Source organism: Thioclava sp. GXIMD4215, assembly GCF_045291555.1.
In the GTDB taxonomy this organism is placed as follows: domain Bacteria; phylum Pseudomonadota; class Alphaproteobacteria; order Rhodobacterales; family Rhodobacteraceae; genus Thioclava; species Thioclava litoralis.
Window position 1 is genome coordinate 2,438,397 of record NZ_CP149515.1, and the last position, 24,197, is coordinate 2,462,593.

A 24,197-nucleotide genomic window follows, 5' to 3' on the forward strand; every position below is an offset into this window, starting at 1 on the left:
GGTTGGGGGCAGATCCGGTGATACGCGGGAATGCGGGGCGGTTCAATCCTTGCCTGATTCGCGGCGCGTCTTCTTGGGTTTGGGGGCGGGGATCACCTCATGGGCGGTGCGGATCAGCCCCATCAGCCAGTCGCCATCCTCCCATAGGTCGGGGTCGATCCGGTAATAGCTTTTCGCGCCCTTCACCGGACCATCCATGACAAGATCATGCCCCGTGCCCTCGATATAGGCGCGGATTTCAGGCAGCGGGCGCAGGAACAGCGCGTCATTGAGTAAAAACGCCACGCATTTCACATCCGTATAGACGCCATAGCCGCCAAACATCCGCTTCGTATGGACGCGGCCCTCAAGCTGTTCGCGCAGGAACAGCTCGATATCGGGCGAGACCGGCATCTAGAACTTCCGCCGTGCGCGCAGGGCCGCGCCGATGGTGCCATCGTCAAGGTAATCAAGCTCGCCGCCAATCGGCACCCCTTGGGCCAGAGTACTGACGTTGATCTCCTGCGCCTCAAGCGCCTCGGCGATGTAATGGGCGGTGGTCTGCCCCTCGATTGTGGCATTGAGCGCCAGGATCACCTCGGTCACACCCTCGGCGCCGGTGCGGTCGATCAGCTTGGGGATGCCCAATTCCTCGGGGCCGATACTATCCAGCGCCGAAAGGGTGCCGCCCAGCACATGATAGCGGCCCTTGAAGGCCTGACCGCGTTCCATCGCCCAAAGATCGGCCACGCTTTCCACGACGCAGATCTCGCCCGTGGCGCGGCGGGGATCAGTGCAGATCTCGCAGATCTCGGCCGTTCCGATATTGCCGCAGACAGAGCATTCGCGGGCATGGGCGGCCACCTCGCCCATCGCGCGCGCCAAAGGGGCCATCAGCCCCTCGCGCCGCGTGAGCATATGCAGCACCGCACGCCGCGCAGACCGCGGCCCCAACCCCGGCAGGCGGGACATCAGCGCAATCAGCGCCTCGATTTCGTCGCGGGGTCCGGCCATCAGGTCAGATCGGCAGGTTCATATCGGCCGGAAGACCCATATCCTGCAGCATCTTCTTCTGCTCTTCCTGAGCGCGGGCCTTGGCGCGCGATTGCGCATCCTTGATCGCGGCAAGGATCAGATCCTCGACGACTTCTTTCTCCGAGGCGACAAGGATCGAGGGGTCGATATCCAGCCCCAGCAGATCGCCCGAGACCGCCGCACGCGCCTTCACCAGACCCATGCCGGATTCGCCGGTGACCTCGATCTTCTGCATCTCTTCTTGCAGGCCCTGAACGCGTTCCTGCATTTCCTTCGCCTGTTTCATCATCTTGGCCATATCGCCAAGACCGCCCAAACCTTTGAACATAGGGTAATCTCCTGAAGTGATCTCGGGGATCAATGATCCTCGAAAGGGTCCCATTCGTCTTCGACCTCGTGCAGGACGGTGTCTTCCATCTCCTGCGCGATTTCTTCCGACGAGATGATTTTCTCGAATTTCACGCCCTCGAATGTGGCAAAGATCGCCTGCACAAGGGGGTTATCCATTGCGGCCTTCTCGGCGATGCGCCGGTCGGCGTCGCGCATCTCGGCGATGGTTTCCCCGCCGCCCTCATTGACGACCGACACACCCCAGCGCTGGCCCGTCCAGTTCTGCAGCCGCTGCGCCAGATGGGCGGCCAGCGATTTCGGCGCGCGCTCGGCGGGCTGGAACTCGATCAGGCCGGGACGGTAGCGCACAAGGCGCAGCCCGGTTTCGACATCCATCAAAAGCGTCATGTCGCGCATGCGGCGGATGAGGTCCACGACCTTCTCGAAGCTGTCAAACCGCGCCAGCGCCTCTTCTGCCGAGGGCTGTTGTGCTACGGCCAGATTGCCCGCCGCGACGATGGGCTGACCAAAGCGCGCGCGCATCGTGGTGGCATAGGGGTGGATCGCCATGACCTGACCCTCGCCCGACATGATGGGGCCATGCACGGGGCCTCCCGCGGGGGCAGGGCCACCCATGCCACCCGTGCTGCCAGAGGGGCCACCCGCAGGCGCACCGCCGCCACCGCTGGGGGGCGTCACACCCGGCCCATCCTGAATGCGCCGCAACAGTGCCTCGGGGTCGGGGAGGTCGGCCACATGGGTCACACGGATCACCGCCATCTCGGCGGCCATCATCGCATTGGGCGCGGAAGAGACCTCTTCGATGGCCTTCAGCAGCATCTGCCACAGGCGGGTCAGCACCCGCATCGGGATCTTCTCGGCCATGCCCATGCCGCGGTCACGTTCGTCCGGCGGGATGGTCGGGTCTTCGGCGGCATCGGGCGTGATCTTGATGACCGAGACCCAATGGGTGATCTCGGCCAGATCGCGCAGAATGGCCATCGGGTCGGCACCATCGGCATATTGGCCCGCGATCTCGGTCAGCGCGCCCGCGGCATCGCCCTTCAGGATCATGTCGAAGAGATCAAGCACGCGGCCACGGTCGGCCAGACCCAGCATCGCGCGGACCTGATCGGCGGTGGTCTCGCCCGCCCCATGCGAGATGGCCTGATCCATCAGCGACATCGCATCCCGCGCCGAGCCCTCTGCCGCCCGCGCAATCAGCGCCAGCGCGTCGGCATTGATCTGGGCGTTCTCCTTGGCCGCGACCTTGGAGAGATAGTCGATCATCACCTCTGGCTCGATCCGGCGCAGGTCAAACCGCTGGCAGCGCGAGAGGACTGTCACCGGAACCTTACGGATTTCGGTGGTGGCAAAGATGAATTTCACATGGGCAGGCGGCTCTTCCAGCGTCTTCAACAGCGCGTTGAAGGCATTGGTGGACAGCATGTGCACTTCGTCGATGATATAGACTTTGTAGCGGGCCGAGGCCGCGCGGTAGTGGACGCTTTCGATGATCTCGCGGATATCATCGACGCCGGTGCGGGACGCTGCGTCCATCTCCATGACATCAACATGGCGGCCTTCCGCGATGGCGCGGCAATGCTCGCAGACCCCGCAAGGCTCGGTCGTAGGGCCGCCCTTGCCATCCGGCCCGATACAGTTGAGCCCCTTGGCGATGATCCGCGCGGTGGTGGTTTTGCCCACACCCCGGATGCCCGTCATGACGAAAGCATGCGCGATCCGGTCCGCCGCAAAGGCATTCTTGAGGGTGCGCACCATCGCCTCCTGACCGATCAGATCGGCAAAGGTGGCGGGGCGGTATTTGCGGGCCAGAACCTGATAGCCGCCTTTCTCGGGGGCGTCGGTTCCCATCGCGTCTGTCATGGCCTCTCCTTTGGTTGGCGCCAATCTAGGGATTGGGCCGCCCGCGGGCAAGGTGTGATCACTCACTCTCGGGCAAGCGCCACCACCGGATCCAGCCGCGAGGCCGAGCGGGCAGGCAGGTAGCCGAAGATGATCCCGATCAGCGTGGCCGAAGTGAAGGCCGCAGCAATGGTCGTGCCCGAATAGACCAGCCGCGTGCTGGGTGAGAGAATGCCGATAACTTCGCCAATGGCAAAGGCCAGCCCGACCCCCAGCGCCCCGCCTAATATGCAGACCATCACCGCTTCGATCAGAAATTGCGCGGTAATATCGGACCGTCGCGCGCCCACCGCTTTACGGATGCCGATCTCCTTGGTGCGCTCGGTGACCGAGACCAGCATGATGTTCATCACCCCGATCCCGCCCACGATCAGCGAGATCACCGCGATGGCCGAGATCAGATAGGTCAGCGTCTTCGAGGTGGATTGGATCGTTTCGCGGATCGTGTCCGAGTTGGTCAGGAAGAAGTCCACCGTGCCGTGGCGCTGTTCCAGAAGGTTGCTGATCTCGGTTTCGGCCTGATCCATATCGTAGCCGTCATTGACCTGAACGGTGATCGAATCCACCGTGTCGGCGCCGGTCACCCGCACCATCATTGTGGTGTAGGGGGTGAAGATCTTGATCGATTGCGGTCCGAAACTTGCGCCCGAACTTTCCACCACACCGATCACCTGCAGCGGGATGCGCCCGATCAGCACGCGCTGGCCGATGGGGTTGTCGGTGCCAAAGAAGGTCTCGGCGGCGTCCGTGTCCAGCACCGCGACCTGCGTGCGGTTGGTGACATCGCTTTCGTCAAACACCGCCCCCTTGGTCACCTTATAGGCGCCCAAGTCGAAATAGCCCGCCGTTACCCCGTTGACCGAGGCGGAGGCCGTCACATTGCCATGCAGGACATTGGCCGTTTCCGAAACTTCCGGCGATACGCTTTGCGCCAGCGACAGGCTTTCCAGCGCCGTGGCATCGCCGCCCACCAGTGTTTCCACCCGATTGGCACGCCTGTCGCCAAAGCCCGTGCCCGGACGGATCGAGATGGTCGAGGTGCCGATAGAGGCGATGTTTTCCAGCACCTTCTGTTGCGAGCCATTGCCCAAAGCCACCACCGAGACCACCGAGGTGATGCCGATGATGATGCCCAGCATGGTCAGGAAGGACCGCAGCTTATGGGCGGCGATGGATTTCATCGCCATGCGGGCGGCCTCGCGCAGCCGGTCGAGCCAGACGCCGATGCCGCCTGCGCCCTCATGCGGCGGTGTCATCCTTGTGCTTTGGCGCAGCGGGGCCTTGCGGGTGTCGTCGATGATGCACCCGTCACGGATTTCGATCACCCGCTCGGTCTGGGCCGCGATTTCGGGATCGTGGGTCACGATGATGACGGTATGGCCCTCGGCATGCAGTTCCTGCAAGAGCGCCATCAGGTCCTTGCCGGACTGGCTGTCTAGGGCGCCGGTCGGTTCGTCAGCAAGGATCACCTCGCCGCCATTCATCAGGGCGCGGGCCACCGAGACCCGTTGTTGCTGTCCGCCCGACAGTGCGCCGGGGCGGTTGCCAAGCCTGTCGCCAAGCCCCAGCCGTGTCAGCAGATCCTGTGCCCGCTGGCGCCGTGCGCCACGTGACATGCCACGGTAAACAGCGGGGATCTCGGCATTTTCCACGGCATCCAGTTCGGGCATCAACTGGTAGCGCTGGAAGATGAAGCCGAAATGCGCGCGGCGAAGTTCGGCCAGTTCCTCATCCGACATCTGGCCGACTTCGGCACCGTCAAACCGATAGCTGCCGCCATTCGGACGGTCGAGGCAGCCCAGAATGTTCATCAGGGTCGATTTCCCCGAGCCGGACTGCCCGATGATCGCCACCATTTCGCCCGCCTCGATGCTGAGGTCGATATCATGCAGAACGGTCACTTCCTGATCGCCTGCCGCAAAGGCGCGGCGGATATTGGAAATTTCGATCAATGCCATGGTCTGTGCCTCACATGCCCATCATCGGCGGGCCACCGCCCGGACCGCCGCGCCGCTGCGAATTGTCCGAAGGGGGCGGGCCGGTGGGCGCGGTCATCTGCACGACCTTGTCCCCTTCGGAGAGGCCGTCGGTGATGGCCGCCGTGGTCGAGTTCTCCAGCCCGACCGTGATCGCGCGCATCTCGTGCTTGTCATTCGCGCCAATGACCTGCACGCGGTATTTGCCATCCGGCCCTTTTGGCGGCAGGGCGGAAACCGGCAGGGTCAGCGCGTCATCGGCTTCGTCAATGATGATCGTGACATTGGCCGACATGCCGATCCGCAGCAGACCGTCGGGATTGTCGACGGTGAAAAGGGCATCGTAATAGATCGCGCTATCGGTATCGATATCGTCGTCATCCTCGATCGACGAGGGGGCCGGTTCGACCTTGTCGAGCGTGGCCGAATAGGTTTTGTCCGGATCGCCCAGCAGCGAGAACTCGACCTTCTGGCCCGCTTTGACATTGATCACATCGGCTTCGGAGATCTCGGCCTTGATCTGCATCTTGTCGAGCTTGGCCAGCTTGACGATTGTCGGCGCATCCTGACTGGCATTCACCGTGGTGCCCTCGCCATTGACGATGGCGACCACCGTTCCGTCAATCGGCGCGGTGATCTTGGTGCGGTCCAGATCCAGTTCGGCAGAGGAGACCTCGATCACCGCACGGGCGCGTTGTGCCTGCAACGAGACCAGCCCCGCCTTGGCCATATCCAGCGTGGCCTGCGCGGTTTCCAGATCGGAGGTGGCCGAGAGCTTTTGCGAATTCAGCCCCGTCTGGCGCGTGACATCCAGTTGCGCCACCTTGATCTCGGCTTCCTTCGAGGTGATCTCTGCATCGATCTCGTCCAGATCGGCCTTGGCCTGCGCCACCGTGTTCTGCTGTTCGAGACTGTCGATCTGGGCGATCAGATCACCGGACTTGACTGTATCGCCGATCTCCACCGCCAGCGTCTCGATCTGCCCTGAGGTCCGCGCCCCGACCGAAACCAGATCATCCGCTTCGATAAGCCCCGTCGCCAGAACCGTCTTCTGCACATTGGCGCGCGCGACGGTCACGGTCTGCACCTCGCTCTCCTGAGCGGCATTGCTATGGCTGTGGAACCACGCAAAAACGCCTGCCGCGATCAGGAGGATACCTGCAAGAGATATCAGCTTCGCGCGAGTGATTTTCAGTCTTTGCGTCATACGGCCCGGTCCACTAACTTATTCGTCTTGTTATGCTTCAACGGCGGACGGGCTATATTCTGTCTGATAAATTTGCGCCTTCACGCAAATATCAGCTGATCCTTGCGCCGCCGACATCTGGCGGCACCTTCGGTGATGGACCTGAAGAGAAACTGAAGCTGTGGGGGAATGAGGTGAGAGGCTGGACAGCGACCCAAGCGGGGCTCGTTGCGGCTGCTTCCTTCCGGACCTGACCGGGTTGGCGAGGCGCTCGCCCGCGCCAACCTCTCAAGGGGGCATATAGAAAATCTTCGCCTCTTTCGCAAGCCTTGTTTTCGAGGTCATTGCCACGCGCCCTCGCTACGTATTCTTGCGGGCGGCCTCGCGGGCGCGTGATCGGCTCTCTTGGAACAGTGGGCGGGGGCGGGGGCGTTGGCCTGTCGACAGTATTCAATCAGGAGAATTGCACATGGATCTGCACATCAGGGGACGGCGCGCGCTGATTACCGGAGCATCGGGGGGCATGGGGCACGAGACCGCCAAGCTTCTGGCCGAGGAAAAGGTCGATCTTGTCCTGACCGATCTCGATCAGAAAAAGCTTGATGCCGTGGCCGAGCCGCTGGGGGCGAAGGCCGTGGCTGCCGATCTTTCGACACCCGAAGGGGTGGACACGCTGATCGACACAATCGGCACCGATTTCGACATCTGGGTTCATGCGACCGGTGTGACGGGGGCCAAGGGCGATCCGTTACAGATGACGGAAGAGGATTGGGCCGAGGCGCTGAATATCGACTTCCTGTCTGCCGTGCGTCTGGCCCGCCATATCGGGCCCGCGATGATCAGGGGCGGTTGGGGACGGATGGTCTTTGTGACCTCGGAGAATGTCGCCCAGCCCTATGCGGATGAAACCGTTTATAACTGTGCGAAATCGGCGCTGCTGAGCTTCTCGAAATCCATTGCGCTGGCGCATTCCTCCAAGGGGGTGATGGCGAATTGTGTGGCCCCTGCTTTCATCGAAACCCCGATGACCGACGGGATGATGGAGAAACGTTCGAAAGAGCTTGGCGTGTCGAAGGACGAGGCGATCCAGAGCTTCCTGAAGGAAGAACGTCCCTTCCTGAAGCTGGGGCGTCGCGGTAAGCCCGAAGAGGTCGCTCCCGTGATCGCGCTTCTGTGCTCGGAAAGGGCGAGCTTTGTCACCGGAGCGAACTGGCGGGTCGATGGTGGCTCGGTGGGCTCGATCGAGGTGTAACCGCCGCTTGAATCCGGTGTTCCGTTGTGGATTGTAACATACAATCCGCAGCGGAGATTCATATGATTATCGATGACATTCTTCCCGAGTTCCATTTTCAGGAAACCCATTCGGTTTCCATTCCGGCCCCTGCCGAGCGGATACTGGCAGAGGCACTGGCCTATGATCCCCGACAGGACGGTTTCATTCGTGGGGCCATCACCCTCAGGGAGTTGCCCGCACGGCTGATCGGGCGCCTGCGAGGCAAGCCCGTGGCGCAAAAGCCGTTCGATCTGACGCATTTCACGCCCTTGGCTCAGGGCCCCGACGAGGCGGTTTTCGGGATGGTCGGACGGTTCTGGCAGGCGCGCTACGGTCAGGACCCGCTGCCCGATCTGGCCGCCCTTCACGCCTATGACCGGGCCGGTTCCGTCAAGCTGGTGATGCATTTCCATGTTGAGGGCGACAATCGCCCCCGCCTGACCACCCGCACGCGTATCTACTGTCTGGATGGTGCGGCCAAGGTGCGGTTGACGCCCTATTGGTATCTGATCCGGCCGGTCAGCGGTCTGATCCGCAAAAGGATGCTGGCTGCGATCAAACGGAGTTGTTTAAGAACATAATAGCGATAGTGTTTCCTTTTATAGATCATTTTATTGGCAAATGATCGACGTCATAGTGTCTTCATCGAAAGGGCCAGCACGGGAGGCCCGCAATACTTCCGGCGGATCTGCCGGATGATGGAGAGAAGACAATGGCACATATCGCACTCGATAACGCAGCCGCTCCGGCCAAGCCTGACACCACCAGCCGCCTTGCTCCGCTGGGCATTCTGGGGCTTCGCCTGACGACGGGGGCTTTGTTCGTGACCCACGGGCTGATCAAATATTTCATCTTCACCCCCGCAGGCACCGCCGGCTACTTCCAGAGCCTCGGCCTGCCGGGCTGGGTAGGTCTGCTGACCATGACGGCGGAGTTCTTTGGTGGTCTGGCCCTGATTTTCGGCCTGTTGCCGCGTCTCGTTTCGGCGCTCTTCGTGCCGCTGCTTCTTGGGGCTGCGATGGCCGCCCATATCGCCAATGGCTTCACCTTCTCCAATGCCGGTGGCGGCTGGGAATATCCGGTAATGTGGGCCGCCGTCATGGGCATGATGGCCCTGCTGGGGGATGGCGCGGCTGCCGTGTTCCCGACGCATCGCCTGTTCCGTCGCTGATAGCTTGGACTGCGGGGCGGGGAGGAGGCTTCCCGCATCCTGTAACGCCACGCGGGTGGCAGGAGGTTTGAAATGGCAACGAGTGATGCACCGATCGAGGTCGGCCATGTCACCCTCACGGTCCACGACCTGAAATCCGTGGGCGCATTCTATGAAAACGTGCTGGGTCTGGCGCGTCTGTCATCGGATGGCACGGTGGCCCGCTATGGCGCAGATGGGCGCGTGCTGGTCGAGTTGCGGGCGGATCGTGCGGCCCGCAAGGCCAGCCACCGCGAGGCGGGGCTGTTCCACACGGCCTTCCTGATGCCCTCGCGCCGTGCGCTGGCCGATTGGCTGGATCATGCGGTGGCGCGTCGGGCTCCTTTGCAGGGCGCATCCGACCATTCGGTATCCGAGGCGATCTATCTGGCCGATCCCGAGGGCAATGGCGTCGAGGTCTATGTCGACCGCCCGCGCGACCAGTGGATCCGCATGGGCGACCAGATCCATATGGTGACCGAGCCGCTGGATCTGCAGGATCTGCACAACCAGCGTTCGGGCAAATGGTTTGGCGCCCCCAAGGGGATGACCATTGGCCATGTGCATCTGCAGGTGGGTGGGCTTGCGCCCGCGATGGAGTTCTATGGCAAGCGTTTGGGGCTTTCGGTGATGAACGACTATCCGGGAGCGAAGTTCTTCGGTTGGGGCGGCTATCACCACCATATCGCCACCAACATCTGGAATTCGCGGGGCGCAGGGGCTGTTTCGCGCCCCGCCACCGGCCTGTCGGGGCTGACCCTGCGCGGTGAGGCCAAAGCCTTGGCGGCGCTGGGCGGTGCTGCCACACTGGTGGACCCTTGGGGGCTGCCGGTGACACTGAAAGCCAAGGAGATGGCCAATGCTCGTTGATGGCACATGGACCGAAGACTGGCAGCCGGTGCAGAAATCCGATGATAAAGGACGCTTCGTGCGACAGGTCTCGGGGTTTCGCAACTGGATCACGCCGGACGGGTCGGCCGGTCCCACGGGGCAGGGCGGCTATAAGGCCGAAGCCGGGCGCTACCGTCTGTATGTGGCCTATATCTGCCCTTGGGCCTCGCGCACATTGATGGCCCGTAAGCTGAAGAAGCTGGAGGCGTTCATCGAGGTGACTGTTGTCAATCCGCGCTTGGGCGATCAGGGCTGGGAATTTGGCGGCTTCCAGCGGGCGGAGGCCGATCCGCTGCATGGCGCGACCTATCTGCACGAGCTCTACACCCGCGCCGATCCGCATTACACAGGCCGCGCGACGGTTCCGGTGCTGTGGGACATGAAGACCGATAGCCTCGTGAATAACGAGAGCGCCGATATCGTCCGTATGTTCGACGCAGCCTTCGAAGGGCTTGCCCCCGAGACCCCGTGCCTGCGCCCCAAGGATATTGAGACAGAGATCTCCAAGGCGTCTGCCCGCATTTATGACGCCTATAATAACGGGGTCTATAAGGCGGGGTTTGCCAGCTCTCAGGCGGCCTATGACGAGGCCGTGGCCGGTGTCTTTGCCGAGATGGACCGGATGGAAGCCGTGTTGTCGGATGGCCGCCCGTGGTTTCACGGCGACCGCCTGACCGAGACCGATATCCGGATCTTCGTCACCTCGATCCGCTTTGACGTGGCCTATCACGGGCTCTTCAAGACCAACCTGAAGATGCTGCGCGACTACCCTGCGCTTTACGCCCATATGGTGCGGATGCTGAACCAGCCGGGCGTGGCCGGGACGGTCGATCTGGATCACATCAAGGCGGGCTATTACGCGATCAAACGGCTTAACCCGCCGCGTATCGTGCCGAAGGGGCCAGAAGACAGCTATCGCTTGCTGGCCGAGACGCGCGGGCGCTAAGGGACCGTTTCACATGAAACTCTGCGTCACATGAAGCTTTGCGGGTCGATGTCGATCGCAAGGCGCACATTATTGGGCAGGCGCACCTGTGCCACCCAACGCGCAAGGGCCGCTTGCAAAGGTGCCCGCTTGTCGGCCTTCACCAGCAACCGCACGCGGTGCCGCCCGCGCACGCGTGCTACAGGGGCGGGGGCAGGGCCATAGACGGTGGCCTCGATCTCGCGCAAAGGCCCCGACTGGCGCGAAAGCGCCTCGCCAATGTCAAACAGCGGCTTCAGATCCGGCCCCGACAGGATAATCCCCGCCATACGCCCATAGGGCGGCACATGCTGCGCCTGACGCTGGGCGGCCTCGGCGCGCCAGAAGGCTTCCTCATCGCCGCCCAGAATCGCACGGATCACCGGATGCTCGGGCTGATAGGTCTGCAAAAGCGCCAGCCCCTCGGTCTCGGCGCGGCCCGCACGGCCTGCCACCTGCCGCATAAGCTGGAAGGTGCGCTCGGCGGCGCGCAGGTCGGACCCCTGCAGCCCCAGATCGGCATCAATCACCCCCACGAGCGAGAGCTTGGGGAAGTTATGCCCCTTGGCCACGATCTGCGTGCCGATGATGATATCCGCCCCGCCATTGGCAATGTCAGAGATCGCCTCCTTCAGCGCCCGCGCGGTGGTGAACAGATCAGACGACAGCACTGCCATCCGGCTGTCGGGAAAACGTTCGCGCACCTCCTCGGCCAGACGTTCGACACCGGGGCCAACGGGTGCCAGCTTGCCTTCGACCTTGCAATTAGGACATTGCGTGGGGATCGGTTTCGTCTCGCCGCATTGGTGGCAGACCAACTGCTTCATGAAGCGGTGCTCCACCATCCGCGCATCGCAATGGTCACAGCCGATCTGATGCCCGCAGGCCCGACAGATCGTCACCGGGGCATAGCCGCGACGGTTGAGAAACAGCATCGCCTGCTCGCCGCGGCGCACACGGTCGATTACCGCGCCCACCAACGTCGGGCCGATCCAGTGCTGGCTCTCGATCGTCTCGTTGCGCATATCGATGGGCCGCATCTCGGGCAGCTTGGAGGCCCCGAAACGCGCCCCTAAATCCACCCGCGCATATTTGCCGGCCTCGGCATTGGCCCAAGTCTCAAGCGAGGGCGTGGCCGAAGCCAGAACCACCTGCGCCCCACAGAGGGATGCCCGCAATACCGCCATATCGCGGGCATTATATAAGACACCCTCCTCCTGCTTGTAGGAGGTGTCATGCTCCTCATCCACCACGATCAGCCCCAAGTCGCGGAAGGGCAGAAATAGCGCCGAACGCGCCCCCGCCACCATCTGCACCTCGCCCGAGGCCGTGGCCTTCCACAACCGTCGCCGCTCGGTCTGGGTCACGCCCGAATGCCACTCGCCCGGTTTCGCGCCAAACCGCGCCTCCACCCGGGCGAGAAACTCCGATGACAAGGCAATCTCTGGCAAAAGCACCAAAGCCTGCCGCCCCTGCCGCAGACAATCGGCCACCGCTTCCAGATAAACTTCCGTCTTGCCCGAGCCCGTCACACCCTTCAGCAAAACCGGCGCAAACCCACCAGACCCATCCTCCAGCCGCGCCACAGCGGCCCTTTGCGCCTCGGATAGCACCTTGCCCGGCAAAGACGGATCAAGCCGTTCAAAGGGCGCATCGCGCGGCACATCAGCCTCCACCACCGCGCCAGAGGTCAGCATCCCTTTCACCACGGATGTCGTCACCCCCGCCAAAGCGGCCAGTTCTCCCAACTGAAAGCCCGCCCCGCCATGGTCGCGCAAAACCTCCAACACCCGCGCCCGCGCATCGGTCATCCGCGACGGCTCGCCCGACCCAAGACGGTAGATCTTGCGCAGCCCCGGCGCATCAAACAGCCCCGGCGCACGGGTGGCCAGCCGCAAAACCTGCGGCAGGGGCGTCATCGTATAGCTCGCCATCTTCATCAGGAACTGCCGCATCTCCACCTTCATCGGCGGCACATCCATCACCTGTAAAACGCGCCGCAACTTGGCCGCGGCAAAATCCCCATCGCCTGCCCCCCAGACAACGCCCAAGACCTTGCGCGGCCCCAAAGGCACCATGACAAAGGCGCCCGCCCAGCAGCCCCCTTCAGGCGCCAGATAATCCAGTGGCCGCCCGACCGGCTCCGCCGTCAGAACCGAGACCCGTGCCCCGTCCGTAAACCAGTCCTGCCCGCTCATGCGGCCCCCCTTTCCAGCTGCCCCAAATATCCCGGGGGGAATTGGCCGCAGGCCAAGGGGGGCAGAGCCCCCCGAATGCGCGACAACCACCCTTTCGCGGCCAGAGGTTTTGCGCTATCAGTGCCGCACCTGCCCATCTGGAGGAAACTCATGAAATTCTTCGTCGATACGGCCGATGTGGCCGCCATCAAGGAACTCAACGACCTCGGCATGGTCGATGGCGTGACCACCAACCCCTCGCTGATCATGAAATCGGGGCGCGATATCCTCGAAGTGACCAAAGAGATCTGCGACATGGTCACCGGTCCGGTCTCGGCAGAGGTGGTTGCCACCGAAGCCAAGGACATGATCGAAGAAGGTCTGAAACTTGCCAAGATTGCCCCCAATATCGCGATCAAGGTTCCGCTGACCTGGGACGGTCTGACCGCGTGTAAGGCTTTCGCATCCGAAGGCCATATGGTCAATGTCACGCTGTGCTTTACTGCCGCACAGGCGATCCTTGCCGCCAAAGCGGGCGCGACCTTCATCTCGCCCTTCATCGGGCGTCTGGACGACATCAACCTTGATGGTCTGGAGCTGATCGAAGACATCCGCACCGTCTATGACAATTACGAGTTCAAGACCGAGATCCTCGCGGCCTCGATCCGTTCGGTCAACCATATCACCGATTGTGCGAAAATCGGGGCCGATGTGATCACCGCGCCGCCGGCCGTGATCAAGGGGATGGTCAAGCATCCTCTGACCGATAAAGGGCTCGAGCAGTTCATGGCGGACTGGGCGAAAACCGGCCAGAAAATCATCTGATCCTCCAAGAGGAAGATCGGTGGGAAGGGGGCCGGAAGGCCCCTTTTTCCTGCGCCGGTATGTGCGAAAGACCGGAACAGGGGCGGGCGGTTTCAGGCCAGATCCTGCGGCAAGGCGGGGTCGCCGAGCAATGTCATCAGCGCGTGGCGGCGGTTCGGGTGTGTCTGGGCCAGACGCAGCAGCGTTTCCGCCTCGTCATCGATATGCACACCGAACAGTATATAAGGCAGGTTCAGCCCGTTGGTATGGCAGATTTCGGTCAGGCTGCTGATGGTCGGATCGTTTCCATCCTTGAGCACGGAATGGAGATATCCCGGTGATTTTCCAGCCCTGATAGAGGCCTGCCGCATGGAAACCCCGATCCGCCGAAGCTGCTCCTGCAAGCGGAGCCGGATATCTGCAATAGAATAACTAAGCATGATTGTTTTATGTAACTCGTTATTTGGAAGAGAGTAACCCCAAAATATCATTTGCCGTTCTGGATTCGGGTTAAATAACCAATTTTGGTGATATATGATAATATTCCTGAAACAGTCTTGCACGGTCCCCTTGGGAAAATAGCAAGAACTTGATATATTCGCCTAAGGTCTTGAAATCTGGGGATGCTTGCGATGACACAGGCCGGTTTGGCGCAAATTCTACGCGAGAAAATTCTGTCCGAGCCAGACCTTGTTCTGGATGATCCCGCCGTGATGCAGGTGCTTGTCGGGGCGGGCGGAGCCGCGCGGGATGATAGGGTTGTCGACCTGCGATCGGTGGCGCTGCGGCGGCTCGAGATGCGGCTCGACCGGCTCGAGGATACCCATCGCTCGGTCATCGCTGCCGCCTATGACAACCTTGCCGGCACCACTCAGGTGCATCGTGCGGTGCTGGCGCTTCTGGGGCCGCTCGATCGGGTCCCCTCCCATCCGGAGCCCTCCGGTTTTCGCGGGTTTCTGGAGGCGCTGCATGGCGAGGTGACAGAGATTCTGGAGGTCGACACCCTCCGGCTGGTGCTGGAAACCCATCATTCCGAGGCTGATCCGGCGTTACGGCATCTGGGGAATGTCCTGTGTCTGGCCGAACCGGGCTTTGCCGGTGAATATATGCGCGCCGCAGGAATGGCTGTGCCCGAGCGTGTCGTGCTGCGCAGGGTCGTTCCGGCGGGAAGCCCTGTTCATGCCTGTGGATCGGGCAGGGTCGGGGAGATCCTCTCGGAGGCGGTGATCGCGCTGGATCTGGGCAGAGGGCGGTTGCCGGCCATGCTGGTGCTGGGATCTGTCGATCCCCAGCGGTTCAGGCTGTCACAGGGGACGGAGCTTCTTGGGTTTTTCGGTGCCGTTTTCGAACGTATGATGCAACGGTTTCTGGGGTAGGAAATGCTTGGAATGTCGGACGCCCTGCGGGATGCGATGCAGCGCTGGCTTGCGCATTTGCGCGGGCTTGAGGGCGCATCAGAGCAGACGATTCTCGCGTATGGCAGTGATCTGCGGGGGTTTTTGACCTTTCTGCATGTCCATCAGGGCGAGTCGCTCGGGGTGGCACGTCTTGCACGGCTGAGCACGGCCGATATGCGCGCATGGATGGCGCATGAGCGGGGGCGGGGACTGTCGGCACGCTCGCTGGCGCGGGCGCTGTCTTCGGTCAAAAGCTTTGTCCGCTGGCTGTCCGATCGCGAGGGGTTCGATGCGACGGCACCGCTTTCGGTGCGTCCGCCACGGTTCCAGCGCAAATTGCCGCGCCCCTTGGCCGAGGATGCGGCGGTCGCGATGATCGCGCAGGTGGATCTTCAGGCGCAGGACCCGTGGGTGGCCGCGCGCGATGTTGCCGTGCTGACCCTGCTCTATGGCTGTGGTCTGCGGATCTCCGAGGCGCTGTCGCTGACCGGGGCCGATCTGCCTTTGGGTGATAGTCTGCGGATCATGGGGAAGGGGCGCAAGGAACGGATGGTGCCGCTTTTGCCTGCTGCCCGCGCGGCGGTGGAAAGCTATCTGCGGCTCTGTCCCTATCCGGTCGCGGCCGATCTGCCCCTTTTCCGCGGGAAGCGGGGCGGAGCGCTGAACGGACGGCTGATTGCCAAGGCGATGGAGCAGGCGCGGATGGCCTTGGGCTTGCCTGCAACGGCGACGCCACATGCCATGCGGCACAGTTTCGCCACCCATCTGCTGAGTGCGGGGGGCGATCTGCGGGCCATTCAGGAGCTGCTGGGTCATGCCAGCCTTGCCACCACGCAGGTCTATACCGCCGTTGATCAGGCGCGCCTGATGGAGGTCTACCGCGCCGCCCATCCGAGGCGCTGATAGGAACGCGCTGTTTGGGCGTCCTTCCGTTATCGTTAGGTCAAGTTTTAATTGTAAACCGGCTTCCGATCAGGAAAGTCGATGGGTTAACCATGTTCTGGAAAGGTTTCATTCATTTTGCGGGCGCAGACCTAGGATACGTTTCATGTTCAGAAAGGAACGCATTATGGACGTATCAACCCTTGCCGGTAGTGTAGGCGTTGCGTCGAGTTTGCAGGTTTTACAGGCCGGCACGACGACAACGGAAGACGACGATAGCACAACCGTAGAGGAAACGCAGGCTTCTGCGGCTCCTCCTCCGGCGCCTCCCGCCTCGTCTGGCAGTGGCGCTGATACCGAATCCCTCTTTGTTTCCCTGTTTGGCGATACGAGCGAGACCTCGTCCTCGTCCTCCACGACAAGCTCCACCACGCTGACCAGCGACGAAGAGGTCTTCGATCTTGATGGCGATGGTGAGCTGTCGACCATGGAGCAGGCGGCCTATGATGCCTCGATCAGTGGCGAGACCGTTTCGGGAACCGAAGAGAGCACAAGCAGCGTTGCCAGCATGATGGGCCCACCACCGGGCCCGCCACCTTCCGATGATGAAGACGGCGTTTCGACTGCGCAATCTTTGGTCGAATCTCTGGCAGAGTCAGCCAATGAGGATGCCGAGACGGCGGATGTGCAGGATGACATGCGTCGTGTTCAGCAGTTCGAGCAACTTCTGGCAGAAACGCTGGGAGACGTGTCGCAGGGCTGAGGTCTGGCCCGATAGACATGGCTTGAACGGGAGGGGCGGCTCTGCCGCCCTTCTTTATCCGCTGGCGTGACGGTCGGCGCGATTGCGCCACAGTTTCAGGAAGAGACTTGGGTTTCTATGTCTTTGCTTGATCGAACGGGGCGTTTGCGGCATGACCCGAATTATGATGTTACGCACCAAAGCTCTCTCCGTTCACTTTCTCACTGCAACCGGAGCGGTCTTTTCGCTTCTGGCTCTTGATGCAGCCGTCGAGCGAAACTGGAGCGTCATGTTCTTGTGGCTGGTTGTGGCGCTTGTTGTGGATGGCATCGACGGCCCCCTTGCGCGGCGCTATGATGTCAAACGGAACGCGCCGGTCTATGACGGGGTCCTGATGGATCTGATCATCGACTATCTGACCTATGTCTTCATTCCCGCCTATGCGCTGTTCAAATCCGACCTGCTTCCGGGGTGGCCGGGCTGGCTTGTGGTGGTGGCTATCACCTATTTCAGCGTTGTGTACTTTTCGGATACACGCATGAAAACAAAAGATAATTCCTTTTCCGGCTTTCCGGGCTGCTGGAATATGGTGGCGCTGGTCGTGTTTGCTGTGGCGCCGACCCCGCCGGTTATTCTGGTGCTGGTGCTGATCTGTACGGTGGCGATGTTCCTGCCGTTGAAATTCATCCATCCGGTCAGGACAGAGCGTTGGCGCGCGCTGTCATTGCCGATCGCGCTGGCCTGGGTGGTCTTCGCGGCCATTGCGGCATGGACCAATTTCCATTCGCCTGCATGGGTGCATTTCGGGCTGATCCTCAGTTCGCTCTATCTGCTCTTCGTCGGGATCGTGCAGCAAGTGGTGCCCCTGCGAAGCCGCTGACACGCCGCTTTTCCGATAGAATCCGCATATTTCTGTCCTCCGCCGGGAACCCGGCGGATTTTTGCTTGTTTCAGTGGTGGAGTTTTGGGACGCAATGTCTCATAAGCGACACTTCGCGTCGCTTTTGGCGCTTACGGGTCGCGTCGGGCTGTCATCTTGGCCTTTACACGCAAAGCCGCACACGCACGGCATTGCGCTCTTGCCGTATCTGGGGGCCCGCGCACCCGATCCGGCCTCGGGGTCTTGGGGCAGGTCCGCAACTGACCGCGCCGGAGCGACAAAGGAAACAGGACAGGAGACGCTGCATGGCAGAGACAATCGATCAGGACGAGGATTTGGGCGTGCCCGCCCCCGAGGGCGACGCCGCCCCGATCGACACCGACTATTCCGTCGGACAGGATAATATCGAAGGCAGTGTCGGCAGACTGGATTTCGATATCCACAATCCGGTCTTCGCCATCTCTGCTGTGGCTGTCGTGTTATTCGTGCTGTTTACGCTGGTCTTCCCCCAGACGGCCCAGTCCCTGTTCAGCTGGCTCTTTTCGTCGGTCACGGGCGGGTTCGACTGGTTCTTCCTTTCGGCGGGCGACATTTTCGTGCTGTTCAGTCTGTTCCTGATTGTCTCGCCTTGGGGCAAGGTGCGGCTGGGCGGGTCGGAGGCCACGCCGGATTTCGGCTATCCGGCATGGTTTGCGATGCTCTTTGCCGCCGGTATGGGCATCGGTCTGATGTTCTATGGTGTGGGGGAGCCACTGACCCATTTCTCGACCTCGTTCGCAGGGGCGGCTGGCGCACCGCTGGGCGGGGCGCAAGGCGATACCGAGGCCGCCTTCAAGCTGGGCATGGCCGCGACCATCTACCATTGGGCCTTGCATCCTTGGGCCATCTACGCGGTGCTGGCGCTCGCTCTGGCGCTGTTCTCCTATAACAAGGGGCTGCCGCTGACGATCCGTTCGGCCTTCTATCCGATCCTGGGCGAGCGGATCTGGGGCTGGCCGGGCCATATCATTGATATTCTGGCGGTCTTTGCCACGCTCTTCGGTCTGGCAACCTCGCTGGGGCTGGGGGCCACGCAGGCCAATGCCGGTCTGCATGCCGTGCTGGGCATTCCGATCTCGACGACGGTGCAGGTGATCCTGATCATCTGTATTACCGCTGTGGCGCTTGTCTCGGTGCTGCGCGGGCTGGAGGGGGGCGTGCAGAAACTGTCGGAAATCAACATGATCCTCGCGCTGGTTCTGCTGCTTTTCGTGCTGTTCACCGGCCCGACGCTGACCCTTCTGGGCGATATCGGCACCGGCCTTGGTGCCTACCTGACCGAGCTTCCGGCGCTGTCGAACCCGTTCGGGCGTGAAGATACCCGCTTCGTGCAGGGCTGGACCTCGTATTACTGGGCATGGTGGATCAGCTGGTCGCCGTTTGTGGGCATGTTCATCGCGCGTGTCTCGCGCGGGCGGACGGTGCGTGAATTCGTGGTCTGTGTGCTGCTGATCCCGTCGCTGGCCTGTGTGGTCTGGATGTCGATCTTCGGGGGCGTCGCGTTGCAGCAGGTCATTCAGGACGGCTATCAGGCCGCCGTGGATGCCGATATCTCGGTGAAACTGTTCCGCGTGCTGGAGGTGCTGCCGCTGTCGCAGATCACCTCGGTTGTGGGGGTGATCCTTGTGATCGTGTTCTTCGTGACCTCCTCGGATTCGGGCTCGCTGGTGATCGACACCATCACCGCAGGTGGCAAGGTCAATGCCCCCGTTCCGCAGCGGGTGTTCTGGGCGACCTTCGAGGGCGTGGTCGCGATTGTGCTGCTGCTGGGGGGCGGGCTTTCGGCCCTGCAATCCATGGTGATCTCGACAGGGCTGCCCTTTACCGTGGTTCTGCTGGTGATGTGCTATTCCATCGTCAAAGGTCTACAGGCCGAAAAGAACGCCTGAGCCGGTTTCGGGCCGGAGCGTCCAACGGGCACCCGTCGCGGTGCCCGTTATTTTTTGCGCCTTGTATTGGGGCTGTCGTCGCTTCGGCCTATCTATAGGCTCCACCCGTAGCCAAAGGAGGCCAACATGGCACCATCACGCGCGCAGGATGTTCTGGAATTCTGGTTCGCACCGGAAAATCGCGAGAAATGGTTTGTCAAAGACGAGCGGTTCGACGGCGAAATCCGCGACCGTTTCTCCGCCTTGCAGGCCGATGCGGCGCAGGGCGCGCTGGCGGATTGGCAGCAGGCCGCGCAGTCGGCGCTGGCACTGGTGATCTTGCTCGACCAGTTTCCGCGCAACATGTTCCGCGGGACCGGCCATGCCTTTGCCAGCGATGCCAAGGCGCGGGCGGTGGCGGATGCGGCGCTGTCGCAAGGCTTCGATGCGGCTGTCGCGAAAGAGGTGGATCCGGCAGCGGCTGCCTTTTTCTACCTGCCCTTCATGCATTCCGAGGAACTGGCCGATCAGGACCGCGCGCTCGCGCTTTATACGGCGGCGCAGAATGCGGAAGGGCAGCGCTTTGCCGAAGCCCATCGCGACATCATTGCGCGTTTTGGCCGGTTTCCGCATCGCAATGCCGCGCTCAGGCGCGAAAGCACCAAGCCCGAACTGGCCTTTCTGGAAACCCATGCCGGTTTCTAGCCATAGGGGCTGCGTTGGGCGACAGGGGCGAATGACGCCTTTTGCTCGCCCGCGCGACGCCCTATGATCGCGATCAAGAGACGAGGACCATCATGACCGAAGCCTGTAGCCTGACGCCCGAAGAGATTACCGCCCTGTTTACCCGAACGGATGGGCATTACCATTTCGCGCGCTGGGGCAGGCCGATCGTGCCGATCGTCTTCGGCGTGCAGGAAGAGACGCTGCAGATCATGAAAGGCGCTTTGGAGGCGGTCGTGGCGCTGTCGGGCCATAAGCTGGCCGAGACCGATCCGGAGCTCGGGGCCAATCTGATGATCTTCTTCTTCCGTGACTGGCAGGAACTCCTGGAGGTTCCGAACCTCGATCATATGCTGCCGGGTCTGCAGGATCTGGTTGTGCGTCTGGATGATGCGGGGGCGACCCATTACCGCACCTTCCGCTTCGATGATCAGGGGGCCATTCGGGCCTGTTTCAGTTTCGTACGGATGGATGAGGCTATGGCCGAGGTGCCTGCCGAGACGATCGCGCTGGGGCAGGCGGTGCAGATGATTCTCGCATGGGGAAGCGAGGCATGGGCCGCGCAGTCTCCGCTGGGGCTGGCGCGCGGGGCCGCTGTGCTGCGCCCCGAGGTGGCGGCGCTTATTGCCGCCAGCTATGATCCGGTCATGCCGCCCGTGGCCGACGAGGCCGCCCATGCGCTGCGCCTTTTTGCCCGTGCCAATCTGATGCGCGAGAAAGCCGAGGCCGCCAGCGCCCGCATGGTGCAGGATATGGCCGAGGCGAAACTGGCCCCGAAAAACTAACGGATTCATAAGTAAGGTCTTGAGATGGCTTTTGAATTTCCGATCCGCGTCTATTACGAAGATACCGATCTGGCGGGGATCGTCTATTATGCCAACTACCTGAAATTCATCGAGCGCGGGCGCAGCGAATGGGTCCGGTCGCTTGGTGTGGATCAGGCGCGGATGAGGGCGGAGACCGGCACGGTGTTCGCCGTGCGCCGTGTCGAGGCCGAGTATCTCAAGCCTGCCCGATATGATGACGAGTTGATTGTCTCGACCACGCTGCTGGCCGAAACAGGCGCGCGGATCCAGCTTGCGCAGGAGGTCAAACGCGCGGGAGAGGTGCTTTTTGCCGCGCAGGTCACCCTTGTATGCCTGAACGAGGCAGGGGCGGCGCAGCGGATATCTGCCGAAATACGCCGGAAGTTGGCTCCGAGCCTGCATTAGGTGCGCAATTTGGCCCTAGGTGACGTAGATGTTATGGCGTAGCCCCTTTATGTGCGCTAAAATCGCTGCCAATCAACCCGCGACAAACGCGGCCCCTATTTGACGAGCAGTAGACTGATGGAAACAGACGTGCTTGGCGCGGCGCAGCAGATGGATTTCTCGCTGCTTGCCCTTTTTGCCCGTGCCTCCCTAACCGTAAAACTCGTGGTGATCCTGCTGATGCTGTCCAGCTTCTGGTCTTGGGCGATCATCATCCGTAAATTCATCTCGTTCCGCGCGGCCCGCCGCGAGGCCGAGACTTTCGATCAGGCCTTCTGGTCGGGCGAGCCGCTGGACGAGCTGTTCGAGCAGATCGGCACCCGCCCCGATGGCGCGAGCGAGAAGATCTTTGCCGCCGGTATGCTGGAATGGCGTCGCAGCCACCGTCAGGACGGCAATCTGATCGCCGGTGCGCAATCGCGGATCGAGCGTTCGATGGATGTGGCGATCACCAAGGAAAGCGAGAAGCTCAATAACGGGCTGCCCTTCCTTGCAACGGTCGGTTCCACCGCGCCGTTCGTGGGTCTGTTCGGGACGGTCTGGGGGATCAAGGTGGCGTTCGAGGAAATCGCGATTTCGCAGAACACCTCGCTGGCCGTTGTGGCTCCCGGTATCTCCGAGGCACTGGTGGCCACGGCCCTGGGTCTGCTTGCGGCGATTCCTGCCGTGATCTTCTACAACAAGCTTTCGGGCGATGCCGACCGTATCGTTGGCGGCTACGAGGCGTTTTCCGACGAGTTCTCCACCATCCTGTCGCGCCAGCTGGACGCCTGATCCATGAGCGGCGGTGTGATGAAAAATTCCAGCCGGAGAGGGCGGCGCGGGCGCGGCAAGCATCAGGCGATGGCCGAGATCAACGTCACGCCGATGGTCGATGTGATGATGGTGCTGCTGGTCATCTTCATGGTGGCCGCGCCGATGATGACCGTGGGTGTGCCGCTGGAATTGCCGAAGACCTCGGCCAAGGCGGTGCCGACCGAACAGGAAGAGCCGCTGACCATTTCGCTGCAGCTTGATGGCACGGTGTCGCTGATGAACTCGACCGTGCCGGAAGACGAGCTTGTGGGCCGTTTGCAGGCGATCGCCGCCGAGCGGGACAGCAACAAGATCTACCTGCGCGCCGATGGCGGTATCAACTATGCCCGTGTGGTCGAAGTCATGGGCGCCCTGAATGGCGCGGGCTTCAACAATATCACTCTGGTGACCGAATCCGGTGGTCCGTCGCTGACGGGACCGGCGAAACAGTAAGCGCAAGGCACGCAACTTTATGCGGATGGAACGGGCAGATAAGATCGGCACTTGGGTGTCAGGGGTGGTCCATGCGGGGATCATCCTCTGGGCTGTCGTGGGGGATCTCCTGATCAAACGCGATCCGGTCGAGCCGATACAGATGACGCAGGTTTCGGTGATCTCGGATGCCGAATTCCAAGCGATGCAGGCGGCAGCTCCCAAAGCGGGCGAGGTGCAGGACACCGCGCCCGAAGCGATTGCCGCCCCGCAGCAGGACAGCTCTCCGGCAGAGGATGTGCCTGCCCCCGACGAGGCCCCCGATCCGGCCCCACAGGCGGCTCTGGCCGAGCCGGTTGCCAAGCCCGAAGCCAAGCCCGATCTGTCGGAGGTCCAGACACCTGCCGAGCCGACAGAGGTGACGGAAGTCCCGCCCTCGATGATGCCGGACGTCGAAGTGCCGCAAGACACCTCGACCCCCGAATTCAGCCCGCGTCCGGTGCCCAAGCCCGCGCGGCGTGTGGCCCCCGATCCGCTGCCCACCCCCGCGCCCGAAGCCAAGGTGGCCGAGGTGCCGAAAGAGGCCACGCAAGAGGCCGAGGCGCCGAAGCCTGAAGAGCCGAAGGAAGAGGCGCAGGAGGCCGCGGCCCCCGAGGAGGCGGGCACCGAGATCGAGACCGAAGCCTCGAAGCCGGTGGAAGAGGCCAAGACATCGGCTCCGCCGGTCAGCCCCAAGCCGCGTACGAAGCCCGCTCCGCCGAAGAAAGAAGAGCCGAAGCCGGTGGAAACCGCAGCGGCTGACACGCCCAAAGCCGACACGCCGAAGCCGGTCGAGAAGAAAGCCGAGAAACCGGCCGACAAGCCTGCAGCCAAGCCGGTCGAGAAAAAGGCGGACAAGCCTGCGGCCAAACCCGCCGAGAAGAAGACCGAAAAACCTGCTGCTGCTGCGAAACCCGCAGCCCCTTCGCCCAATACCGAGAAGGCGGTGCAGGATGCGCTTGCGCAGGCTCTGGGCGGTGAGGGCACGGGCGGCACCGGCAATGCGCCGATGGGCCCCCCGATCACCCGCGGCGAGAAAGAGGCGCTGGTTGTCGATGTGAAGCAATGCTGGAACGTGGGCGCGCTGTCCTCGGAGGCGCTGCGCACCACGGTGACGGTTTCGGTGCAGATGAACCAGAACGGCACGCCGATCATTTCGACGATCAAGATGATCGGGTCGTCGGGCGGGTCGGATGCGGCTGCCAAGCAGGCCTTCGAGGCGGCACGCCGCGCGATCGTGCGCTGTGGCTCGGATGGCTTCCCGCTTCCGGCGGAAAAATACGGGCGCTGGAAAACCATCGAGATGGATTTCAACCCCGATAGCATGAGGATGCGTTGATGCGGTTTTCAAGGAAATCGTCCGATCATCGCGAAATGTCGTGCGGATGTGATGCGCCCTGCGTCCATTCCGCGCTACAAC

Annotated in this window: 25 protein-coding genes and 1 other RNA gene; 17 read left to right on the forward strand and 9 right to left on the reverse strand. The window is 62.2% G+C overall.

Features of this window, described 5'->3' with window-relative positions:
- Positions 1 to 42 precede the first annotated feature (42 nt).
- The 7 genes from WDB86_RS12160 to ffs all read right to left on the reverse strand — a co-directional run bounded on the left by WDB86_RS12160 (position 43) and on the right by ffs (position 6,723).
- The gene (locus WDB86_RS12160; RefSeq protein ID WP_406736031.1) at positions 43 to 393 is read right to left on the reverse strand and encodes a TfoX/Sxy family protein; all 351 of its coding nucleotides are present in this window, start codon (positions 391 to 393) and stop codon (positions 43 to 45) included.
- Positions 394 to 993 (reverse strand): recombination mediator RecR, encoded by a 600-nt coding sequence (gene recR, locus WDB86_RS12165; RefSeq protein WP_406736032.1) that lies wholly within the window; start codon positions 991 to 993, stop codon positions 394 to 396.
- A gap of 4 nt (positions 994 to 997) precedes the next feature.
- Complete coding sequence (locus tag WDB86_RS12170) at positions 998 to 1,342, reverse strand: YbaB/EbfC family nucleoid-associated protein (RefSeq protein ID WP_339108240.1); 345 nt, start codon at positions 1,340 to 1,342, stop codon at positions 998 to 1,000.
- Between the two features lie 29 nt (positions 1,343 to 1,371).
- A complete protein-coding gene (locus tag WDB86_RS12175; protein ID WP_406736033.1) occupies positions 1,372 to 3,231 on the reverse strand; it encodes a DNA polymerase III subunit gamma/tau in 1,860 nt (619 codons plus the stop codon).
- A 62-nt stretch (positions 3,232 to 3,293) separates the two neighbouring features.
- Complete coding sequence (locus WDB86_RS12180) at positions 3,294 to 5,228, reverse strand: MacB family efflux pump subunit (RefSeq protein ID WP_406721298.1); 1,935 nt, start codon at positions 5,226 to 5,228, stop codon at positions 3,294 to 3,296.
- A gap of 10 nt (positions 5,229 to 5,238) precedes the next feature.
- Positions 5,239 to 6,453 (reverse strand): efflux RND transporter periplasmic adaptor subunit, encoded by a 1,215-nt coding sequence (locus WDB86_RS12185; protein WP_339108237.1) that lies wholly within the window; start codon positions 6,451 to 6,453, stop codon positions 5,239 to 5,241.
- Between the two features lie 171 nt (positions 6,454 to 6,624).
- An RNA gene (gene ffs / locus WDB86_RS12190) (signal recognition particle sRNA small type) lies at positions 6,625 to 6,723 on the reverse strand.
- Between the two features lie 178 nt (positions 6,724 to 6,901).
- Here ffs and WDB86_RS12195 point away from each other — a divergent pair.
- The 5 genes from WDB86_RS12195 to WDB86_RS12215 all read left to right on the forward strand — a co-directional run bounded on the left by WDB86_RS12195 (position 6,902) and on the right by WDB86_RS12215 (position 10,731).
- Positions 6,902 to 7,684, forward strand: coding sequence for an SDR family oxidoreductase (locus tag WDB86_RS12195; RefSeq protein ID WP_339108236.1), 783 nt, complete (start codon positions 6,902 to 6,904; stop codon positions 7,682 to 7,684).
- A 62-nt stretch (positions 7,685 to 7,746) separates the two neighbouring features.
- A complete protein-coding gene (locus tag WDB86_RS12200) occupies positions 7,747 to 8,286 on the forward strand; it encodes a hypothetical protein (RefSeq protein WP_406736034.1) in 540 nt (179 codons plus the stop codon).
- Between the two features lie 131 nt (positions 8,287 to 8,417).
- Complete coding sequence (locus tag WDB86_RS12205) at positions 8,418 to 8,876, forward strand: DoxX family protein (protein WP_406736035.1); 459 nt, start codon at positions 8,418 to 8,420, stop codon at positions 8,874 to 8,876.
- Between the two features lie 72 nt (positions 8,877 to 8,948).
- The gene (locus WDB86_RS12210) at positions 8,949 to 9,764 is read left to right on the forward strand and encodes a VOC family protein (protein ID WP_406736036.1); all 816 of its coding nucleotides are present in this window, start codon (positions 8,949 to 8,951) and stop codon (positions 9,762 to 9,764) included.
- Positions 9,754 to 10,731 (forward strand): glutathione S-transferase family protein, encoded by a 978-nt coding sequence (locus WDB86_RS12215; protein WP_406736037.1) that lies wholly within the window; start codon positions 9,754 to 9,756, stop codon positions 10,729 to 10,731. Before WDB86_RS12210 ends, WDB86_RS12215 begins: the two co-directional genes overlap by 11 nt.
- Positions 10,732 to 10,757: 26 nt before the next feature.
- On the opposite strand, the gene WDB86_RS12220 is transcribed toward WDB86_RS12215, so the two are convergent.
- On the reverse strand, positions 10,758 to 12,947 hold the full coding sequence (locus tag WDB86_RS12220) for a primosomal protein N' (protein ID WP_406736038.1): 2,190 nt from the start codon (positions 12,945 to 12,947) through the stop codon (positions 10,758 to 10,760).
- A gap of 150 nt (positions 12,948 to 13,097) precedes the next feature.
- Here WDB86_RS12220 and fsa point away from each other — a divergent pair, with 150 nt between their 5' ends.
- Positions 13,098 to 13,751: a fructose-6-phosphate aldolase gene (gene fsa / locus WDB86_RS12225; RefSeq protein WP_339108230.1), complete on the forward strand. Its 654-nt coding sequence runs from the start codon at positions 13,098 to 13,100 to the stop codon at positions 13,749 to 13,751.
- 92 nt (positions 13,752 to 13,843) lie between these two features.
- Here fsa and WDB86_RS12230 read toward each other — a convergent pair whose 3' ends face one another.
- Entirely contained in the window at positions 13,844 to 14,170 is a 327-nt protein-coding gene (locus WDB86_RS12230; RefSeq protein WP_406736039.1) for a hypothetical protein, read from the reverse strand.
- Positions 14,171 to 14,362: 192 nt separating this feature from the next.
- Between WDB86_RS12230 and WDB86_RS12235 the strand changes: the two genes are divergently transcribed.
- From WDB86_RS12235 to WDB86_RS12285, 11 genes are all read left to right on the forward strand, one after another.
- Positions 14,363 to 15,106 (forward strand): DUF484 family protein, encoded by a 744-nt coding sequence (locus WDB86_RS12235; RefSeq protein WP_406736040.1) that lies wholly within the window; start codon positions 14,363 to 14,365, stop codon positions 15,104 to 15,106.
- A 12-nt stretch (positions 15,107 to 15,118) separates the two neighbouring features.
- Complete coding sequence (locus WDB86_RS12240) at positions 15,119 to 16,030, forward strand: tyrosine recombinase XerC (RefSeq protein ID WP_406736041.1); 912 nt, start codon at positions 15,119 to 15,121, stop codon at positions 16,028 to 16,030.
- Positions 16,031 to 16,196: 166 nt separating this feature from the next.
- Positions 16,197 to 16,772, forward strand: coding sequence for a hypothetical protein (locus WDB86_RS12245; protein WP_406736042.1), 576 nt, complete (start codon positions 16,197 to 16,199; stop codon positions 16,770 to 16,772).
- Positions 16,773 to 16,935: 163 nt separating this feature from the next.
- The gene (locus WDB86_RS12250; protein WP_339109543.1) at positions 16,936 to 17,631 is read left to right on the forward strand and encodes a CDP-alcohol phosphatidyltransferase family protein; all 696 of its coding nucleotides are present in this window, start codon (positions 16,936 to 16,938) and stop codon (positions 17,629 to 17,631) included.
- Positions 17,632 to 17,936: 305 nt separating this feature from the next.
- Positions 17,937 to 19,559 (forward strand): BCCT family transporter, encoded by a 1,623-nt coding sequence (locus WDB86_RS12255; protein ID WP_406736043.1) that lies wholly within the window; start codon positions 17,937 to 17,939, stop codon positions 19,557 to 19,559.
- A 126-nt stretch (positions 19,560 to 19,685) separates the two neighbouring features.
- Positions 19,686 to 20,243: a DUF924 family protein gene (locus WDB86_RS12260; RefSeq protein ID WP_406736044.1), complete on the forward strand. Its 558-nt coding sequence runs from the start codon at positions 19,686 to 19,688 to the stop codon at positions 20,241 to 20,243.
- A 92-nt stretch (positions 20,244 to 20,335) separates the two neighbouring features.
- Positions 20,336 to 21,046, forward strand: coding sequence for a hypothetical protein (locus WDB86_RS12265; protein ID WP_406736045.1), 711 nt, complete (start codon positions 20,336 to 20,338; stop codon positions 21,044 to 21,046).
- A 24-nt stretch (positions 21,047 to 21,070) separates the two neighbouring features.
- On the forward strand, positions 21,071 to 21,472 hold the full coding sequence (ybgC, locus tag WDB86_RS12270; protein WP_406736046.1) for a tol-pal system-associated acyl-CoA thioesterase: 402 nt from the start codon (positions 21,071 to 21,073) through the stop codon (positions 21,470 to 21,472).
- Positions 21,473 to 21,589: 117 nt separating this feature from the next.
- On the forward strand, positions 21,590 to 22,285 hold the full coding sequence (gene tolQ / locus WDB86_RS12275) for a protein TolQ (RefSeq protein ID WP_339108221.1): 696 nt from the start codon (positions 21,590 to 21,592) through the stop codon (positions 22,283 to 22,285).
- A 3-nt stretch (positions 22,286 to 22,288) separates the two neighbouring features.
- A complete protein-coding gene (locus WDB86_RS12280) occupies positions 22,289 to 22,759 on the forward strand; it encodes an ExbD/TolR family protein (protein ID WP_339108220.1) in 471 nt (156 codons plus the stop codon).
- Between the two features lie 25 nt (positions 22,760 to 22,784).
- Positions 22,785 to 24,116, forward strand: coding sequence for a hypothetical protein (locus WDB86_RS12285; protein ID WP_406736047.1), 1,332 nt, complete (start codon positions 22,785 to 22,787; stop codon positions 24,114 to 24,116).
- Positions 24,117 to 24,197: the final 81 nt, after the last annotated feature.

Coding starts and splice junctions, on each gene's coding strand:
- WDB86_RS12210 (WP_406736036.1), top strand. CDS start 8,949: ATGGCAACGAGTGATGCACCGATCGAGGTCGGCCATGTCACCCTCACG.
- WDB86_RS12215 (WP_406736037.1), top strand. CDS start 9,754: ATGCTCGTTGATGGCACATGGACCGAAGACTGGCAGCCGGTGCAGAAA.
- fsa (WP_339108230.1), top strand. CDS start 13,098: ATGAAATTCTTCGTCGATACGGCCGATGTGGCCGCCATCAAGGAACTC.
- WDB86_RS12240 (WP_406736041.1), top strand. CDS start 15,119: ATGTCGGACGCCCTGCGGGATGCGATGCAGCGCTGGCTTGCGCATTTG.
- WDB86_RS12260 (WP_406736044.1), top strand. CDS start 19,686: ATGGCACCATCACGCGCGCAGGATGTTCTGGAATTCTGGTTCGCACCG.
- WDB86_RS12245 (WP_406736042.1), top strand. CDS start 16,197: ATGGACGTATCAACCCTTGCCGGTAGTGTAGGCGTTGCGTCGAGTTTG.
- WDB86_RS12175 (WP_406736033.1), bottom strand. CDS start 3,231: ATGACAGACGCGATGGGAACCGACGCCCCCGAGAAAGGCGGCTATCAG.
- WDB86_RS12160 (WP_406736031.1), bottom strand. CDS start 393: ATGCCGGTCTCGCCCGATATCGAGCTGTTCCTGCGCGAACAGCTTGAG.
- WDB86_RS12255 (WP_406736043.1), top strand. CDS start 17,937: ATGGCAGAGACAATCGATCAGGACGAGGATTTGGGCGTGCCCGCCCCC.
- WDB86_RS12285 (WP_406736047.1), top strand. CDS start 22,785: ATGGAACGGGCAGATAAGATCGGCACTTGGGTGTCAGGGGTGGTCCAT.
- recR (WP_406736032.1), bottom strand. CDS start 993: ATGGCCGGACCCCGCGACGAAATCGAGGCGCTGATTGCGCTGATGTCC.
- WDB86_RS12180 (WP_406721298.1), bottom strand. CDS start 5,228: ATGGCATTGATCGAAATTTCCAATATCCGCCGCGCCTTTGCGGCAGGC.
- WDB86_RS12195 (WP_339108236.1), top strand. CDS start 6,902: ATGGATCTGCACATCAGGGGACGGCGCGCGCTGATTACCGGAGCATCG.
- WDB86_RS12185 (WP_339108237.1), bottom strand. CDS start 6,453: ATGACGCAAAGACTGAAAATCACTCGCGCGAAGCTGATATCTCTTGCA.
- WDB86_RS12250 (WP_339109543.1), top strand. CDS start 16,936: ATGATGTTACGCACCAAAGCTCTCTCCGTTCACTTTCTCACTGCAACC.
- WDB86_RS12235 (WP_406736040.1), top strand. CDS start 14,363: ATGACACAGGCCGGTTTGGCGCAAATTCTACGCGAGAAAATTCTGTCC.
- tolQ (WP_339108221.1), top strand. CDS start 21,590: ATGGAAACAGACGTGCTTGGCGCGGCGCAGCAGATGGATTTCTCGCTG.
- WDB86_RS12220 (WP_406736038.1), bottom strand. CDS start 12,947: ATGAGCGGGCAGGACTGGTTTACGGACGGGGCACGGGTCTCGGTTCTG.
- ybgC (WP_406736046.1), top strand. CDS start 21,071: ATGGCTTTTGAATTTCCGATCCGCGTCTATTACGAAGATACCGATCTG.
- WDB86_RS12200 (WP_406736034.1), top strand. CDS start 7,747: ATGATTATCGATGACATTCTTCCCGAGTTCCATTTTCAGGAAACCCAT.
- WDB86_RS12170 (WP_339108240.1), bottom strand. CDS start 1,342: ATGTTCAAAGGTTTGGGCGGTCTTGGCGATATGGCCAAGATGATGAAA.
- WDB86_RS12280 (WP_339108220.1), top strand. CDS start 22,289: ATGAGCGGCGGTGTGATGAAAAATTCCAGCCGGAGAGGGCGGCGCGGG.
- WDB86_RS12265 (WP_406736045.1), top strand. CDS start 20,336: ATGACCGAAGCCTGTAGCCTGACGCCCGAAGAGATTACCGCCCTGTTT.
- WDB86_RS12205 (WP_406736035.1), top strand. CDS start 8,418: ATGGCACATATCGCACTCGATAACGCAGCCGCTCCGGCCAAGCCTGAC.
- WDB86_RS12230 (WP_406736039.1), bottom strand. CDS start 14,170: ATGCTTAGTTATTCTATTGCAGATATCCGGCTCCGCTTGCAGGAGCAG.